This window comes from Companilactobacillus sp. HBUAS59699 (assembly GCF_036913575.1).
GTDB lineage: Bacteria > Bacillota > Bacilli > Lactobacillales > Lactobacillaceae > Companilactobacillus.
Genome location: NZ_JAYKTV010000001.1, coordinates 1 through 15,515, shown reverse-complemented (window position 1 = coordinate 15,515; position 15,515 = coordinate 1). Strand labels below are relative to the sequence as shown.

Genomic DNA, 15,515 nt, shown 5'->3' with positions numbered 1-15,515 from the left:
GGCCACGGCTGAGACCGGTCCCACGGCAGATGGAATTGTTGTCCATCGTCAGCGGCATACCCCTACCTAATTTTCTTTTTAGACCTAGTAGACAAATAAGTAATAAAGCCAGAGAATAAAACTCCAAATGTAACAGCCAATCTAACGACGAGTAGCAAATTAGAATTAACATTTCCATTAACGTTGAAGAAATCTAAAACATTAACACGATACAGATAACCCAATAAATAAACAATAATCATATAAAACAATTGCTGTGAGATATTACCCACAGCTGACAATTGATATTTCACCAAGAAAGCACGTTCTGATTCAATCTTTGGATCATTATAAAGTGAATTATTCAAAATCGAGTTATCAGAACCAACAAACAATGAACACAGGAATATTCCTACAAAATACGTGATATTAAAGAAGGACAATATTAAGCCTAAAATCAATAATGGATATCTCATGTACAAGTATTTCTTTAATATGAATGGTCCGAATTCAAATCCCGCCAAGTATATTAGATAAACCACCAATAATGTGCTGAATCCAAATCTCAAACTACTGTCAAAAATTGTATATAGCAACACAAAGTTCATTACAATACCGCGATTTATTGAAGCCAGACTGAGCGGATACAAATTTCGATGGATTTTTAATTGATACATTAGTAATATCAATAGACCTACCAAGGAAACTATTCCAATGCCTAAATCCCAGGCATGTGGAATGGTCTTCAATCTAGAGTATCGAATTGCAAAGACTAACATCACTAATATAGTAATGAATACAATACCTATAATTGAATAATTTCGATCATGAAGCGACGTTTTACCGTTATGATAGAAACTTATTTTGCTTCTCATTGAGTAGCTACCTGCTAATGAAATGGCAAAGAATAGAGCTAATAAGATAAAGGCAACGTTATACGTACTGAATTTAACTGATAGCCATTCAACCAATCCCAAAATTATCATTGCGACGATGGAACCTTGCCAGTGAAGTTTGGTTATATGAAAATCATTAATGATTTTACCCTTTGTCCTGACAGTCAAAAAGTATGGCCAGATCCAACTTGAAGCTAGTCCTAATAATATACCGCCTAAAATTCCAAACACAGGATTCAAGGCAACAACGATCAGTAATGATCCAACAATACCAAAAAGATTTGACACAATCAGCATCGTGCTGGCGGAAAATGGTATATAAACTGTCAATAACATTCCAATTGATCTGAATGTATACAACATCAAAAATGGTAAAACATAGGCTGTAATGTCCTTGTTGTGATTGTATAAAGACAAACAAAAGAAATACGGTATTACAACACCAACATTAGCAAACAGGTTGAGTACACCTTCAGAAAAAGTTTCAAAAATTTTTCGCAAAATTCTCTCCTTAACTCAATTTATTCATCATTAGTAATCTTGCCATACTTGACCACATCGATACAACAGAAACGCATAGTAACTACCGATGAAAGTAAGATCGATTACTATTTCACATAATTGAAAAATATATGAACTTCAAAACGTTTAAATTTAACTACCTCATCCACAAAAATAGAGAACCCAAAATGGATTCTCTTATATTATAGACTTTTAATTTTCTTTGCTGGAACTCCTCCAACCAAAGTATTGTCTGGAACATCATGAGTCACCACTGCTCCTGCTGCAATAACCACATTGTTACCGATGTTTACCCCTGGCATAATTGATACTTTACCGCCGATCCAAACATCATTTCCAATATTGACCGGTGTAGCAATCGCCTTGTATTCTCTTCTGCCTTGAGCAGTCATTGGATGATTGACTGTATAAATATCAACATTCGGTCCGATCATAACATTGTTACCAATATTGACCGGAGCAATATCAAGAATAGTCAAATTATAATTACTCAAAAAATCCTCACCGACATGAATATTAGATCCATTATCACAATTAAAATTAGCTTGAACAGAAATTCGTTCCCCGTGCGATCCAACAATTTCTTTAATTTTAGCTGTCTGCTTATCAGGTTCGGTTGCAGGGATTGCGTTGAATTCCTGACACAATTTAGCTGCCCGAGCCTTTCTAGCAGCAACTTCATCATCTAAAAAATAATATTCCATTCCCGCATCTAATTTTTCAATTTCTCTCATATTAACACCTCATATTTACAATACACCTTAGAGTATACTCTAAGTACAGTTGTTATATGACTAATCGTACCAAAGCCATAGCAATAATTCCAACCACTACCGTCTTCATTAAATCCTTAAGCCAGACTGCCGTTATAACGGTTGGGGCTAAGGCAATCACAACATCCCATTTGGGAACTGCCAGTGTTCCTGCTTTGGCATTGAAGACCGTTTCTAATAGTAATGCGCATAAGATCGATAATGGCAAATACTGTAAGAATCTCGTAATTATCGGCGGGAACTTAACCATTTTCCCCAAGATAAATGGTGTGATACGTGGTATCCACGTTACCAAGGCACTACCTATTAAGATTAAAAGAATATTTTTACTTATCATATGATAAACCTCCTACTACGCATCCAAGGAGTGCCGAAATAATTACCGCAACTGATGAACTAACTAGTCCCAAGAGAATATATAAGCTAAGAACCACCGTTATAACGACCGCAACAGATTTCTTAGTATTCTTCGATAGCTCCCATTCAAATTGGGTAATGAACAAACCAGCAAACATTGCTGTCAAAGCAAAATCCAACCCAAACTTATTTGGATCACTAATAAAATTACCAACTAATCCACCAAGAAAAGTCGCTACGATCCAAGTAATATAGGCTGTAACGTTCAGTCCCTCCATCCATCGGAGCGAAAAATGTTTCTCCTGTGCGACTGTTGTAGAAAATACTGCAAATGACTCATCTGTTAATAATGATCCAATTGATACATTGCTCAAGAGTGACTCTTCTCTAAAATGTGGACTGGCAGTCATGCTCATCAATAAATGTCTGAGATTGACTAGGAAGACCGTCATAACGATACCAGTGATCGACGTATTAGCTAATAACAAGCCACACATAACAAACTGTGAACTTCCACCATAGACAATTGCTGACATTAAGGTGATTTCAAACAAATTTAAATGTGAATTAATACCAACGATACCAAATGAAAATCCAATGCCCAAGTATCCTAAAACTGTCGGCAGACAGCTTTTGATACCATCCCTAAATGTCGTGTAACCTTCATCGGTTCTAATCTCTTCCATACTGATCACCCCTCAAAAAATATTGCTAAAAAATAAAAAAAGCCTCATAAGGCAACATATTCTCCATGCTACCAAACAAGACCCATTAATGAATGCTATTTAACTTCAACAAGATCATCAGCAACTAATCTTTCTGCAATTTGTACTGTATTCCAAGCGGCACCCTTTAGTAAGTTATCTGAAACGACCCACATATTGAATGCTCCCTTGTTTTCTAGATCTGGACGAATACGGCCGACAAATGTATCACGTTTGCCAGTTGCATTAATTGGTTGTGGATAAACTTGATGTTCAGGATCATCTTCTAAGACTGCACCTGGTGCTTCATCAATCAACTTACGGATTGCTTCTACACTGGCATTGTCCTTGTCCTCAACTTCGATATAGATTGATTCACCATGACTGATTGGAACAGGTACACGGACACATGTAGCTGTTACTTTGATCTTAGGATCATCCATATCTCCAAGCATAATCTTCTTTGTTTCATGAATCATTTTCCACTCTTCATGTGAGTAGAGATTATCTTCTAAGACGTCGATCTGTGGTAATAAGTTAAAGGCAAGTGGATAGTGCTCCTTGTCACCCTTAGTTGGGAATATATCAGCTGACATATCTTTACCATCAAGATAATCCTGAGCCTCACTATATAACTCATTAAGTGCGCTTTGACCAGCACCAGAGGCTGCTTGATAGGTAGAAACAATGATCTGTTTCAAACCAAAAGCTTTTCTGATCGGCTCAAGTGCAACCATCATTTGAATGGTAGAACAGTTAGGATTAGCAATAATGCCATGATGGTTATAGAGTGCCTTTTCATTAACTTCAGGTACAACTAGTGGAACATCTGGTTCCATTCTGAATGCACTGGTGTTATCAACACAGACAGCTCCACGCTTGACTGCTTCAGGAAGAAGTTTCTTTGAAACCGAACCACCAGCAGAAGCAAGAACGATATCTACACCTTCGAATGACTCAGGTTTTGCTTCTTCAACAACAACATCTTCACCTTTGAATTGAAGTTTCTTACCAGCTGAACGACTGGAAGCCAACAATCTAATCTTTGATACTGGAATTGTTGATTGCTCCAATTGTTGAATTAGACGAGTTCCCACGGCACCCGTTGCACCTAAAATAGCTACTTCATAACCTTCACTCATAATATTCATCCTTTATATTAATATATTAATTTCATTTTCTAACTTTTCTGTAAATTCACGCAAACGTTTCATTGCTTCTTGAATATCTTCCATCGAAGATGCATAAGACATTCTGAAGTGATTTTCTCCACCCTTACCAAAGGCTGATCCTGGTGTAACACCAACTTTGCCTTCTTCAGCAAGTTTTGTAGCAAACTCAACATCATTCAAACCAAATTTTTCAGGAATAGCTGAGAATGTATAGAATGCTCCTTCTGGTAATTGTGTCTTATAACCAATGTCATTCAGTTGTTCAACGATATAATCACGACGTTCTTGATAGATTTTACGCATTGCAATTGGATCATCGATACCATTTTCCAGAGCTTCTTGTGCTGCATATTGAGCTGGATTAGATGGAGCCGTTACGGTATAAGCGTGCATCTTACCGGCATTGACTACAAATTCAGCTGGTGCAGCAACATAACCGATACGATATCCGGTCATGGCATGAGATTTTGACAAACCATTGATCAAAATTGTTTTACCAGGAAGCAACTTAGCTAGAGAAACATGTTTACGGCCATATGTTAATTCAGCATAAATTTCATCAGACATAACATACATTGGCTTGTCTTTAACAACATCCACGATTTCTTTCAATTGATCCTCAGAATAGACAAATCCAGTTGGATTACCAGGGAAGTTTAAGATCAAAGCTTTCACATTGTCTTCTCCCTCACGTTCGATTACCTCGGCTAATTTCTTACCGGTCAAGCGGAAATTGTCAGGGGTTGTGTCTACTTGAATTGGAATTCCACCAAGAACCTTAATGATTGGTAAATACAATGCAAATGTTGGTGTTGGAACAATGATCTTATCTCCAGGATTGATAATGGCTGCCAGTGAAACAAAGACCGCTTCAGTAGCACCGATCGTTACAATGATTTCGCTTTCTGGATCATATTCAACATCAAATTGTTTCTTTAAATAGCCTGATACAGCTTTTCTAAGTCCCATCGTACCGCGCTGTTCAGAATAATGAGAATCATTATCTTCAATACTCTTAATAGCTGCTGCCTTAACATGTTCGGGTACATTAAAATCTGGTTCACCCAATGTCAATTTGATAATTCCAGGAATCTTAGCAAATTTCTGTGCGAAAAATCTAATCTGTGAAATTCCCAATGGTGCGATTGTTTCATTTACAACATTCTTTACAGATGAATCTAACTTTGGCATAACGTACTCTCCTATTTTCTTTTTATACAACTACTATACTATAACAAAATATCTTATTAAATTAGTTTTTTTGTAATAATTTATCGGTGAAAGCTGCTAAACGCTTCATACCTTCTTTGATGTCTTCCATTGAAGTGGCATATGAAATTCTGAAGTATCCTTCACCAGCGTCACCAAAGGCATCGCCAGGAATAACTCCGACCTTAGCTTCCTTGGCAAGCTTCAAGCAGAAATCATTTGAGTTTAAATTAATTCCTGCTGGAATCTTAGGAAATACATAGAAAGCTCCATCTGGTTTAATAGTTTCGTAACCCATCTTATTCAAAGCATCAACAATAAAGTCACGGCGTTCTTTATATGTCTTGCGCATTTCTACTGGATCTTCATGGCCATTCTTCAAGGCTTCTTCAGCAGCAAATTGAGCTGGATTGGATGGACAAGTAACAGCGAATGAGTGAACATTAGCGGCTTGATCTACAAAGCCCTTAGGTGCAGCTATGTAACCGATACGGTATCCAGTCATAGCGTGTGACTTACTCAAACCATTGATCAAAATTGTTTGACCAGGAAGTACACTAGCGAATGAAACGTGTTTTTCACCATAAACTAATTGACTGTATATTTCATCAGAAATAACATAGACACCCTTGTCACGAACAACATCGGCTAATGCCTCTAATTCAGCTTTAGTGTAGACAACACCAGTAGGATTACCAGGGTAGTTGATGATCAGAGCCTTAGCGGCAGTACCTTCTTCTTCTAGGACCTTAGTCAATTTTTCAGGTGTGATCTTAAAGCCATCTTTGGAAGTATCAACTTCAACTGGTACCCCACCGACTAACTTAATATCGTCCATGTACATTGAAAAAGTAGGTGTTGGCACGATGACTTTTTCGCCAGGATTTAGGATCGTATAGAGAGATGTAAAAATAGCTTCAGTCGCACCGATAGTTACGATGATCTCAGTTGCAGGATCGTATTTAACACCATAATCAGTTGCTAAGTAATTACTGATGGCATCACGTAGTCCAGGAATTCCTTTTTGTGGTGTGTAATGTGATTGATTATCATTGATGCTTTTGATTGCTGCTTGTTTTGCATGTTCTGGAACATTAAAGTCCGGCTCACCAAGAGTTAATTTTACGATTCCTGGAATACCTGCAATTTTAGAATTGAAGGCAAGAATTTTGTTGTCTCCAAATGGTTTGACTAATTCATTTTCAATATTTTCTACACTCTTTGCTAATTCTGGCATAAGAACATCTCCGTTAAATAATTTTTTCTAATCCAATAATTAATTCATCACGTGACATAATTTCATTGATAGCTAACTGAACACCTTTCATGAATGATTCACGGTCGGTCGTACTCTGCTTGATTACTAAGTTTTCACCAGTACTTCCAAAAATAACTTCCTCATCAGCGATGAAGCCGGGTAATCGAATAGCATGAATTTTAATTCCATGGTAATCTCCGCCACGAGTTCCCAAAGGATCGGACTCATTGGGATTTTCAGGTTGATCTTTTTGTTGTACTTCATGGATCAATCTAGCTGTATTCAAAGCTGTTCCTGAAGGTGAATCCAACTTATCTTGATGATGAGTTTCCACAATTTCTGATTGGTCAAAATACTTGGCTGCAACTTGTGCAAATTTCATCATCAATACCGCTGAGATTCCGAAATTTGATGCAATAATCCCACCGACTTTTTTACTATCGGCTAAGGACTTTAATTCAGACACTTGTTCTTCACTCAAACCACTAGTTCCAATGACTGGACGATAGCCATGTTCAATTGCAAACTTAGTGTTATCGTAGACCGCCGTAGGGATACTAAAGTCTACCCAAATATCTGCATCAACGTTGATCTGAGACAAATCATTGAAGACCTTAACTGACTGGTCTAATCCATAAGATTCAGGAGACAAATCCTTAACGATTGGGTTGAAAGCTCCTACCAATTCAAAATCATCATTAGCGTTAACCATCTTAACAGCCTTTTGTCCCATAGAACCGTTAAATCCGGATACGATTATTTTTATCACTTGATTACCTCCTGAATATTTAGCTTGCTGAATAAAATATCTTTCTCATCGTCATTCAATGGCAGAATTGGCAAACGACATCCTCCCACGTGATAACCGATCTCATTCAATGCGGCCTTAGTTGGTGAAGGAGATGGATACATGAACAATGCTGCCATCTTCGGTGTCAGTTCACGTTGAATTGCTCCAGCAGCCTTATAATCACCAGCATCTAATTGTTGATACATCTCACTCATCAAATCACCATAAATGTGTGATGCCACTGAGACGACACCATTAGCGCCAAGAACCTTAGCGTACAACGCTTGGGCATCTTCACCACTGTATACTGCAAAGTCATCACTAGTATGTTCCACAATATATTCCAAATCAGCAATCGTATTACATTGTTTTACTCCAGCAATATTGGAATACTTGGATAGACTTACAACAGTTTCTTTTTCCATCAATACTCCCGTTCTACCTGGGATATTATAAATAATAACTGGCAATGGAGAATTATCAGCAACAGCTTGGAAGTGTGCAATCATTCCTCGTTGGTTAGGTTTGTTGTAATAAGGAACGACTACTAATACAGCGTCGATACCTTTGATTTCAGCAACCTTATTAGTAAAATCAATCGTCGCTTGCGTACTATTGCTACCAACTCCAGCAATTATTGGTACTCGGCCATTTACGATCTCAACAAAATGTGAATAAAGAGCTAATTTTTCATCCTCTGATAATGTAGGTGTTTCACCAGTTGTACCACCGATGACAAAGCCTTTACTACCTGTATCTAATAAATGATTTGTTAAATTTTTAAGTGCATTATAATCAATTTCTTTTGCATCATCCGTAAATGGGGTGACAATTGCGGTCATTAAATCTACATTTTCTAACATCTAATTTTCCTCCGAATTCATTCGGTAATTTAAAAAGCCAGTAAATGCTTCAATACCATCTTTAATTGCCGTTTCTTTTGGTAAAAAGTCTGCTGAATGTAATGATCCGGGGCTATCTACCCCCAGCCAAAACATTGTTCCAGGAATCTTATTTAATAAATAGCCAAAGTCCTCACCAGTCATTGCCGATGCCATATCTTGATACTTAGCACTTGATTGTTTCATATACTTAATAAATCTAGTAGTTAATTCTGGATTATTTTCGACTGGATAATATCCGCCTTGATTGAATTCAAGATCGATCTTAGCGTTAAACGAAACTTCCAATCCCTTAGCAACTTCAACGATCCGCTGACGAATGAATTCAATCATGTCCTGAGTCAAACCACGGATCGTACCTTCGATTCTTGCTGTACCAGCAATAACATTCCTGATCGTACCGGCTTCAAGCTTTCCAAATGTGATAACTCCACATTTAGTTGGATCAATATTTCTAGAAATAATTGTCTGAACTTGCGTAATAAAGTTAGCCGCGATCACGACTGCATCGTTTGCTTCATGGGGATAGGCTGCGTGACCGCTTGTACCATGAACTATCACGTTTACTTCCGTTGTTCCAGCAAACAAAGTACCGTTACGACATCCTATAACGCCTGCTGGTAAATCAGCATTGTCATGCAATCCATAAAACTCATCAATTCTATATTCACCATTGAAAACACCTAGATCATACGCTTTGCGACCACCACTCTCACTCTCTTCAGCTGGTTGAAAGAAGAATACTAAATTATCAATTGGTTGATGCTCAGAATAATAATTCAAGATTCCTAATGCAACCGTCATGTGAAGATCGTGTCCACAAGCATGCATGATTCCTTTATGTTTTGACGCATAACTTAGGCCATTAGTCTCTGTCACTGGTAAGGCGTCCATATCGGCTCGATAACCGATCGTACGTTGAGGATTACTTCCATTGACTTTAACTAATAGTGCCGTAGGCAATTCTGGTATCTCTTTTATTTTTAAATTTTTTTGAGAGAAGTTTTTGATAACTTCCAACAGGTACTCATGAGTTTGAATTTCATGTAACGCCAATTCAGGTATCTGATGAAAATGTCTTCTAATCTGAATCAGTTCATCTTCGGTTAAAGTCATAATTACAACTTCCTTAATGTACTTTCAATGTGTGTTTTATCAGTTGTCTTCTGATCCTTAACTTTAATAACCTTGGCAGGAACTCCAACGACTACTTCATTAGGTGCAACGTTCTTAGTAACCACTGCTCCAGCACCTACAACAGCATTATCGCCAACTTGTACACCTTCAAGGACTACGGCGTTAGCTCCAACGGTAACGTTATTACCAATTCTTACAGGATCGGCCGAAGCTGGTTCGATCACTCCTGCCAATACTGAATTAGCACCAATATGTGAGTTCTCTCCAACAATGGCACGGCCTCCAAGAACGGCGCCCATATCAATCATGCTTCCCTTACCGATCTCAGCACCGATATTGATAACCGCTCCCATCATAATAACTGCATTATCGCCGATCTCAACTTGATCTCTGATAATGGCTCCCGGCTCAATACGGGCATCGATTCCTTTAATATCAAGCATTGGAACAGCTGAATTTTGTGCAGAAGTTTCGATATAGTAATCATCAACTTCATTTAATAACGGCTTGATTTCCGAATAATCACCGATCAAAACTCCAGTTGAATCATTCAAAAATGATTTAACGTTATCTGGAACTGCTAATTTAGCAACATCCCCTTTAACAAAAACCTTAACAGGCGTTACTTTCTTAGCATTTCCAATGTAATTAATAATTTCTTCAGCGTTCATCTTGCTCATTGTACTTCCTCCACTTTCAACCTATTATATGTATTTAATTCTTATAAATAATTCAGATCTAGATGAGTTAAATCTTCAAATGATTCTCGTTTGACAACTAACTTATCTTTGCCGCCCTCCACAAACACAACTGCAGGACGTGGATTACGATTATAATTTGAAGCCATTGAATAACCATAAGCTCCAGTATCTAACATTGCTAACACGTCGCCAGGTTGAACTTCTGGTAGTTTCACTGAGTCTATCAAGATGTCTCCTGATTCGCAATACTTTCCAGCTACGTGTACATCTTGGATAAGTTTGGCATCCATTTTGTTAGCTACAACTGCTTCATACTTGGCTTGATACAATGCCGGTCTTATGTTGTCTCCCATACCACCGTCAACGTTGATATAAGATTTTAAGTTAGGAATGTCCTTGTGTGAACCGATCGTATACAAGTTGTATCCAGCTGGGCCAACAATTGAACGACCAGGTTCGATCCAGATTTCTGGTAATGGTAATTCGTCTTTTTGTGAATCTTCACGAACCACTTTAGTAATCTGTTCTATAAAAACATCCGCCCCGATTGGTTCATCAGCATCCGTATAACTGATTCCAAATCCACCACCTAGGTTAAGAATTTGTGGGGTGAAACCATATTTTTGATGCCAAGCATTCGCAATTTCTACCATCTTATGTGCCAGCATCGTGAAGCCTTCAATGCCAAAAATCTGTGAACCAATATGTGCATGAATTCCAATCAAATTCATATTAGAATTTTTCAAAACCAACTGTAATGCCTTTTCAGCTTGACCTGACTCAACGTCAAAACCAAACTTACTATCAACTTGTCCAGTTTGATCATATTTATGAGTATGAGCTGAAATACCAGGTGTCAATCTCAACATAACGTTGATAGAGGCTTTCTTTTCGATCAAAACCTTTTCCAGTAGTTCAATTTCATAGAAGTTATCAATAATAACAACCCCAATGTGATTATCAACTGCCATCTCTAATTCTTCTAAAGATTTATTGTTACCATGAAAACTAATGTTTTCAGCAGGAAAGCCCGCTTTTAAAGCAGTAAATAATTCTCCTCCAGAAACAACATCTGTATGAAGATTCTCTTGTTTCAAAACTTGATACATAGCTACAGTCGCAAATGCTTTACTAGCATAGCTGATTTGATACTTAAAACCGCTTTGCTCAAAGCTTTTTCGAAAGCTATCAATTGTTTGACGAATTTGTTCAACATCATAAACAACTAATGGAGTTCCATATTTGTGAGCCAACTCAACACTATCCGCGCCACCAATAATCAAATGACCATTAGAACTCTTCAATTCACTACTAATCATATTTTTAAACAACCTTTCTTTCTGGAGAGATGGGATAAAAAAAGACCCCTTTGCTTAAAACAAAGAGATCCAAAATTAAAAGTTATTCTGCATCATATTTGTCATAAGCGCACCGCAGCGACATTTTGCTGCGACAGTCCGTATCATCTTAGTAACACGTCCCAGCACATCAGATCCTGCATATCTGACGCTTCGGCAACCTTCCCTTTCAATAAGTTCAATGCCTTGCAGTGACTCCCTTATCTACTCATGTTAGTTGCGACCTCTTTTGTTTTGTTGTTAAAAGATTATAACAACTCTAATAATCAGTCAAGGTTAATTAACCATTTTCATGATTTTTTCTAATTTTTCGAACATTTATCTTGTTTTAATGCATAAAACTGCTAAACTCTTCATTAAAAATGTATTAATGTTTCAAATAATTAATGAGGTGATTGATGTGAAAGTCGTCAAGTTTGGCGGTAGTTCACTAGCAGATGGTGAACAGTTCCAGAAGGTTATAAATATTGTAAGTAGTGACGCAGATCGTAAAGTTGTAGTTACATCCGCTCCAGGTAAACGATTCAGTGGAGATATCAAAGTTACCGATCTATTGATCAAATATGCAAATGAAGTTTTAAAAGACGAAGTGTATACAGATACATACAATCAAATAGTAGATCGATACAAAGAAATTTGTGATTATTATAAATTGAGTCCCGAAACGATCACAACTATCAAACAAAAACTTACAAATTTGGCATCTGAAAAATTCACAGATGATGATCATCTAATGGCAGCATTTAAAGCACATGGTGAGTATCTCAATGCCATTACTCTAGCTGCAGTACTTAATAAAGAAGGCATAAAAGCCAAATTTTTAAATCCTAAAGACGCTGGCTTCCTACTAGGAGGTTCTCCTAACAATGCAGACGTGTTGCCTGAAACATACACTAATTTAGCCAAATATCAATTCGACGATGCTAAAATTATTTTCCCGGGTTTCTTTGGCTACAGCAAAGATGGCTCAATCTATACTTTCACTCGTGGTGGATCAGACATTACCGGATCGATCTTGAGTCGTGGATTTAAAGCCGATCTGTACGAGAACTTTACAGATGTCGATGCAATCTATGTGGCTAACAATCACGTTGTCGACCATCCACAAGCAATCAAAAAAATGTCGTATCGTGAAATGCGAGAATTATCGTATGCCGGCTTCTCTGTCTTTCAAGATGAAGCGATTATCCCAGCAGTTGAAGGCCAGGTACCAGTAAACGTTAAGAATACCAACAATCCTACCGCACCCGGTACAATGATCGTTCCTTCTCAATTCTTGTTCGATCCAGCTAATTTAATTACTGGTATTGCCAGCTCACAACGTTTTTCAGCCTTATATATTCATCGCTACTTGTTGAATAAAGAAGTAGGTTTCACTTTGAAACTACTACAAATCTTTTATAAATACGGAATTTCTTACGAGCACATGCCATCAGGTATCGATGATCTAACCGTGATCTTCGATAAAAGCAAGCTAGATAACGAGACGGTTAAAAAACTCTGTGCTGAAATCAGAGCGACGATCAAACCAGATTACTTGGAATGGATCGATGATTATGCAATTATTATGATAGTTGGAGAAGGAATCGCCCACAATATCAATACCATCGGACTAATAATCGATTCCTTGACCCAGAACAACATCGCTGTTCATATGATCAATCAGGGTGCTTCACGCATATCCATCATGATCGGAACACAGGCCAAAGATGCTGACAATGCAGTTAGAAATATTTATGATACATTCTTTAATTAATTAAATGAGGTGGAAAAATGGCTCAACTATTAAAAGTTCACGGATCAGAAAACAAATTTTTCATCCTGGATCAAACACAATTAAATAATCAATTATCTGATGATGAACTAAAACAATTAGCTATTAAAATTTGTAACCCTAAAAATAATATCCTAGATGGAGCTGACGGTTTATTAGTAGTAAATGATTCCAAATATAACGATTGCTTGGGACAAATGCGGGTTATTAATGCCGACGGTAGCGAAGCCAAGATGTGCGGTAATGGCCTACGTACCGTATCTCGTTACTTGTCCGAAAAGCTCAATCAGGATTCCTTCAAAATCGAAACATTTGAAACTAATTTGAGCGTTGAAAAATCCGAAAACTTCTATGACAATGTTCCAGCATTCAGTGTCGAAATATCACCAATATCCTTTGCTAAGGATGATCTACCCTTCCAATATAAGGATAAGTTGGAATTGATCGATACAGAAGTACCAGAATTCATTAGTGGACAGAAATTTACAGCCGTTGCTGTCCCTAATCCACATCTGATCAGCTTTGTTGATGAAGTAGATGAAGATGACTTAGGAGAGCTAGGACAAGCTCTCAACGCTCCTAATGCCTATTTCCCAGAGGGAGTTAACGTTAGCTTCTGTGAAATATTAGACGATAATAAATTATTCGTTCAAACATATGAACGTGGTGTTGGATTCACAAATGCTTGTGGTACTGGCATGTCAGCAACAAGCCTAGTCTTTGCCCTACTTAATGAAGATTACTTTAATCCTGATGAAGACATCACAGTATACAATCCCGGTGGACTAGTAAAAACTAACATTCAGCTGTCAGCCCACAAAGAAGATAGTAAAATTCATTTGATTGGAAATGCTACCTTTACTCACACATTAGAAATTTCTGAAAACAATCTGCATGCCGGTACATTAGATAATATAGAAATATCCGAAACCGGCGAAGAAGACAATTATCAAGATTTTGTCAATTCAATAAATGAAGCATAAAAAAAGACCAACAATGAAATTCATTGTTGGTCTTTTTAGTTAGTGCGCCTAGTAGGAGTCGAACCTACAACCTTCTGATTCGTAGTCAGACACTCTATCCAATTGCGCTATAGGCGCATAGCAATTAATTAACTTACAAATATAATTGTACCATAATATTTTTATTTGTAAGTACTTTTTTTGATTTTTTTCAATTTTTTATTTATACTCCTTACCGATTTACCATTCTACTTATATATTGTTAACATTATTGTATTAAGTAAAAAGATAACGAGGCAAACATATGTTAAAATTAGGAACACGTATCAGAGAATTAAGAAAAAGAGATCATTTAACACAACAACAAATAGGTGATTTTTTAGGAGTCAAAAAAGCTTCTGTATCAAGCTATGAAGGTGGCTCTCGCCTCCCCGACGTCAATGCCATAGCAAAATTAGCTAAATATTTTAATACCACGACCGATTACCTGCTTGGTAATACTAATGATCCATCATCAAATGTAAACACTGCCAATATGAATGATCTTTTAGCTTCCCGTTTAAACAGTGATTATAACGATTTAAATGAGAGTGATAAGAGAGAAGTACAGGATTTCATTGAGTATATTAAAAATAAGACAAATAATAAATAATACTTAAACTAAGCAATTGACTCATACTATCCAAATGTTGTCACGACAAAAAAAAGAAGCTCAAACCCTTGATATATAAGGGTTGAGCTTTTTTTGAACGGAGAGTAGGGGATTTGAACCCCTGATACAGGCAATACCCGTATACATGATTTCCAATCATGCTCCTTCAGCCACTCGGACAACTCTCCATAATTAAGAAAAAGGATGCACAGATTATGTTAAATCTAAAACTTTATAAAAAAATACATCTAATTCTTACGAACTAGATGTAATATCTGGCGCACCTAGGTTTTTCCTAAGTATATAACTCCGGATGTCAGACTCGAACTGACGACACCCTGATTAACAGTCAGATGCTCTACCAACTGA

General features: G+C 37.2%; 15 protein-coding genes, 2 tRNA genes and 1 riboswitch. Of the genes, 3 read left to right on the top strand and 14 right to left on the bottom strand.

The annotated features are described in order from the left end of the window. Nucleotides 1–62: 62 nt before the first annotated feature. The 12 genes from U8519_RS00085 to lysA all read right to left on the bottom strand — a co-directional run bounded on the left by U8519_RS00085 (nucleotide 63) and on the right by lysA (nucleotide 11,719). A complete protein-coding gene (locus U8519_RS00085) occupies nucleotides 63–1,376 on the bottom strand; it encodes a hypothetical protein (RefSeq protein ID WP_334328305.1) in 1,314 nt (437 codons plus the stop codon). 203 nt (nucleotides 1,377–1,579) lie between these two features. Further along, the gene (locus tag U8519_RS00080) at nucleotides 1,580–2,131 is read right to left on the bottom strand and encodes a sugar O-acetyltransferase (RefSeq protein WP_334328304.1); all 552 of its coding nucleotides are present in this window, start codon (nucleotides 2,129–2,131) and stop codon (nucleotides 1,580–1,582) included. Between the two features lie 52 nt (nucleotides 2,132–2,183). Next, on the bottom strand, nucleotides 2,184–2,507 hold the full coding sequence (locus U8519_RS00075; RefSeq protein WP_334328303.1) for an AzlD domain-containing protein: 324 nt from the start codon (nucleotides 2,505–2,507) through the stop codon (nucleotides 2,184–2,186). After that, on the bottom strand, nucleotides 2,497–3,213 hold the full coding sequence (locus tag U8519_RS00070; RefSeq protein WP_334328302.1) for an AzlC family ABC transporter permease: 717 nt from the start codon (nucleotides 3,211–3,213) through the stop codon (nucleotides 2,497–2,499). The genes U8519_RS00075 and U8519_RS00070 overlap by 11 nt, the downstream gene beginning before the upstream one ends. Before the next feature lie 95 nt (nucleotides 3,214–3,308). Continuing rightward, complete coding sequence (locus U8519_RS00065; protein WP_334328301.1) at nucleotides 3,309–4,373, bottom strand: aspartate-semialdehyde dehydrogenase; 1,065 nt, start codon at nucleotides 4,371–4,373, stop codon at nucleotides 3,309–3,311. Between the two features lie 12 nt (nucleotides 4,374–4,385). Beyond that, nucleotides 4,386–5,594, bottom strand: a complete 1,209-nt coding sequence (locus tag U8519_RS00060) for an aminotransferase class I/II-fold pyridoxal phosphate-dependent enzyme (protein WP_334328300.1) — start codon at nucleotides 5,592–5,594, stop codon at nucleotides 4,386–4,388. A gap of 61 nt (nucleotides 5,595–5,655) precedes the next feature. Then, the gene (locus U8519_RS00055; protein WP_334328299.1) at nucleotides 5,656–6,849 is read right to left on the bottom strand and encodes an aminotransferase class I/II-fold pyridoxal phosphate-dependent enzyme; all 1,194 of its coding nucleotides are present in this window, start codon (nucleotides 6,847–6,849) and stop codon (nucleotides 5,656–5,658) included. A 13-nt stretch (nucleotides 6,850–6,862) separates the two neighbouring features. After that, a complete protein-coding gene (gene dapB / locus U8519_RS00050) occupies nucleotides 6,863–7,639 on the bottom strand; it encodes a 4-hydroxy-tetrahydrodipicolinate reductase (RefSeq protein ID WP_334328298.1) in 777 nt (258 codons plus the stop codon). Then, entirely contained in the window at nucleotides 7,636–8,523 is an 888-nt protein-coding gene (gene dapA / locus U8519_RS00045) for a 4-hydroxy-tetrahydrodipicolinate synthase (RefSeq protein ID WP_334328297.1), read from the bottom strand. The genes dapB and dapA overlap by 4 nt, the downstream gene beginning before the upstream one ends. Beyond that, the gene (locus U8519_RS00040) at nucleotides 8,524–9,681 is read right to left on the bottom strand and encodes an N-acetyldiaminopimelate deacetylase (protein WP_334328949.1); all 1,158 of its coding nucleotides are present in this window, start codon (nucleotides 9,679–9,681) and stop codon (nucleotides 8,524–8,526) included. Next, nucleotides 9,681–10,379 carry a 2,3,4,5-tetrahydropyridine-2,6-dicarboxylate N-acetyltransferase gene (gene dapD / locus U8519_RS00035; protein WP_334328296.1) on the bottom strand — a complete coding sequence of 233 codons (699 nt, stop codon included), beginning with the start codon at nucleotides 10,377–10,379 and terminating at the stop codon, nucleotides 9,681–9,683. The genes U8519_RS00040 and dapD overlap by 1 nt, the downstream gene beginning before the upstream one ends. A gap of 41 nt (nucleotides 10,380–10,420) precedes the next feature. Continuing rightward, nucleotides 10,421–11,719, bottom strand: coding sequence for a diaminopimelate decarboxylase (gene lysA, locus U8519_RS00030; protein WP_334328295.1), 1,299 nt, complete (start codon nucleotides 11,717–11,719; stop codon nucleotides 10,421–10,423). A 97-nt stretch (nucleotides 11,720–11,816) separates the two neighbouring features. Then, nucleotides 11,817–11,995, bottom strand: a riboswitch (Lysine riboswitch). A gap of 163 nt (nucleotides 11,996–12,158) precedes the next feature. Here lysA and U8519_RS00025 point away from each other — a divergent pair. Together U8519_RS00025 and dapF are read left to right on the top strand one after the other, a co-directional pair. Beyond that, entirely contained in the window at nucleotides 12,159–13,514 is a 1,356-nt protein-coding gene (locus tag U8519_RS00025; protein ID WP_334328294.1) for an aspartate kinase, read from the top strand. Nucleotides 13,515–13,531: 17 nt separating this feature from the next. Then, entirely contained in the window at nucleotides 13,532–14,515 is a 984-nt protein-coding gene (gene dapF, locus U8519_RS00020; RefSeq protein ID WP_334328293.1) for a diaminopimelate epimerase, read from the top strand. Nucleotides 14,516–14,558: 43 nt separating this feature from the next. Here the strand turns inward: dapF and U8519_RS00015 are convergent. Beyond that, nucleotides 14,559–14,632 (bottom strand) — tRNA-Arg (locus U8519_RS00015). A 166-nt stretch (nucleotides 14,633–14,798) separates the two neighbouring features. Between U8519_RS00015 and U8519_RS00010 the strand changes: the two genes are divergently transcribed. Then, nucleotides 14,799–15,146 carry a helix-turn-helix domain-containing protein gene (locus U8519_RS00010; RefSeq protein WP_334328292.1) on the top strand — a complete coding sequence of 116 codons (348 nt, stop codon included), beginning with the start codon at nucleotides 14,799–14,801 and terminating at the stop codon, nucleotides 15,144–15,146. 98 nt (nucleotides 15,147–15,244) lie between these two features. Here U8519_RS00010 and U8519_RS00005 read toward each other — a convergent pair. Beyond that, nucleotides 15,245–15,334, bottom strand: a tRNA-Ser gene (locus U8519_RS00005). Nucleotides 15,335–15,515: the final 181 nt, after the last annotated feature.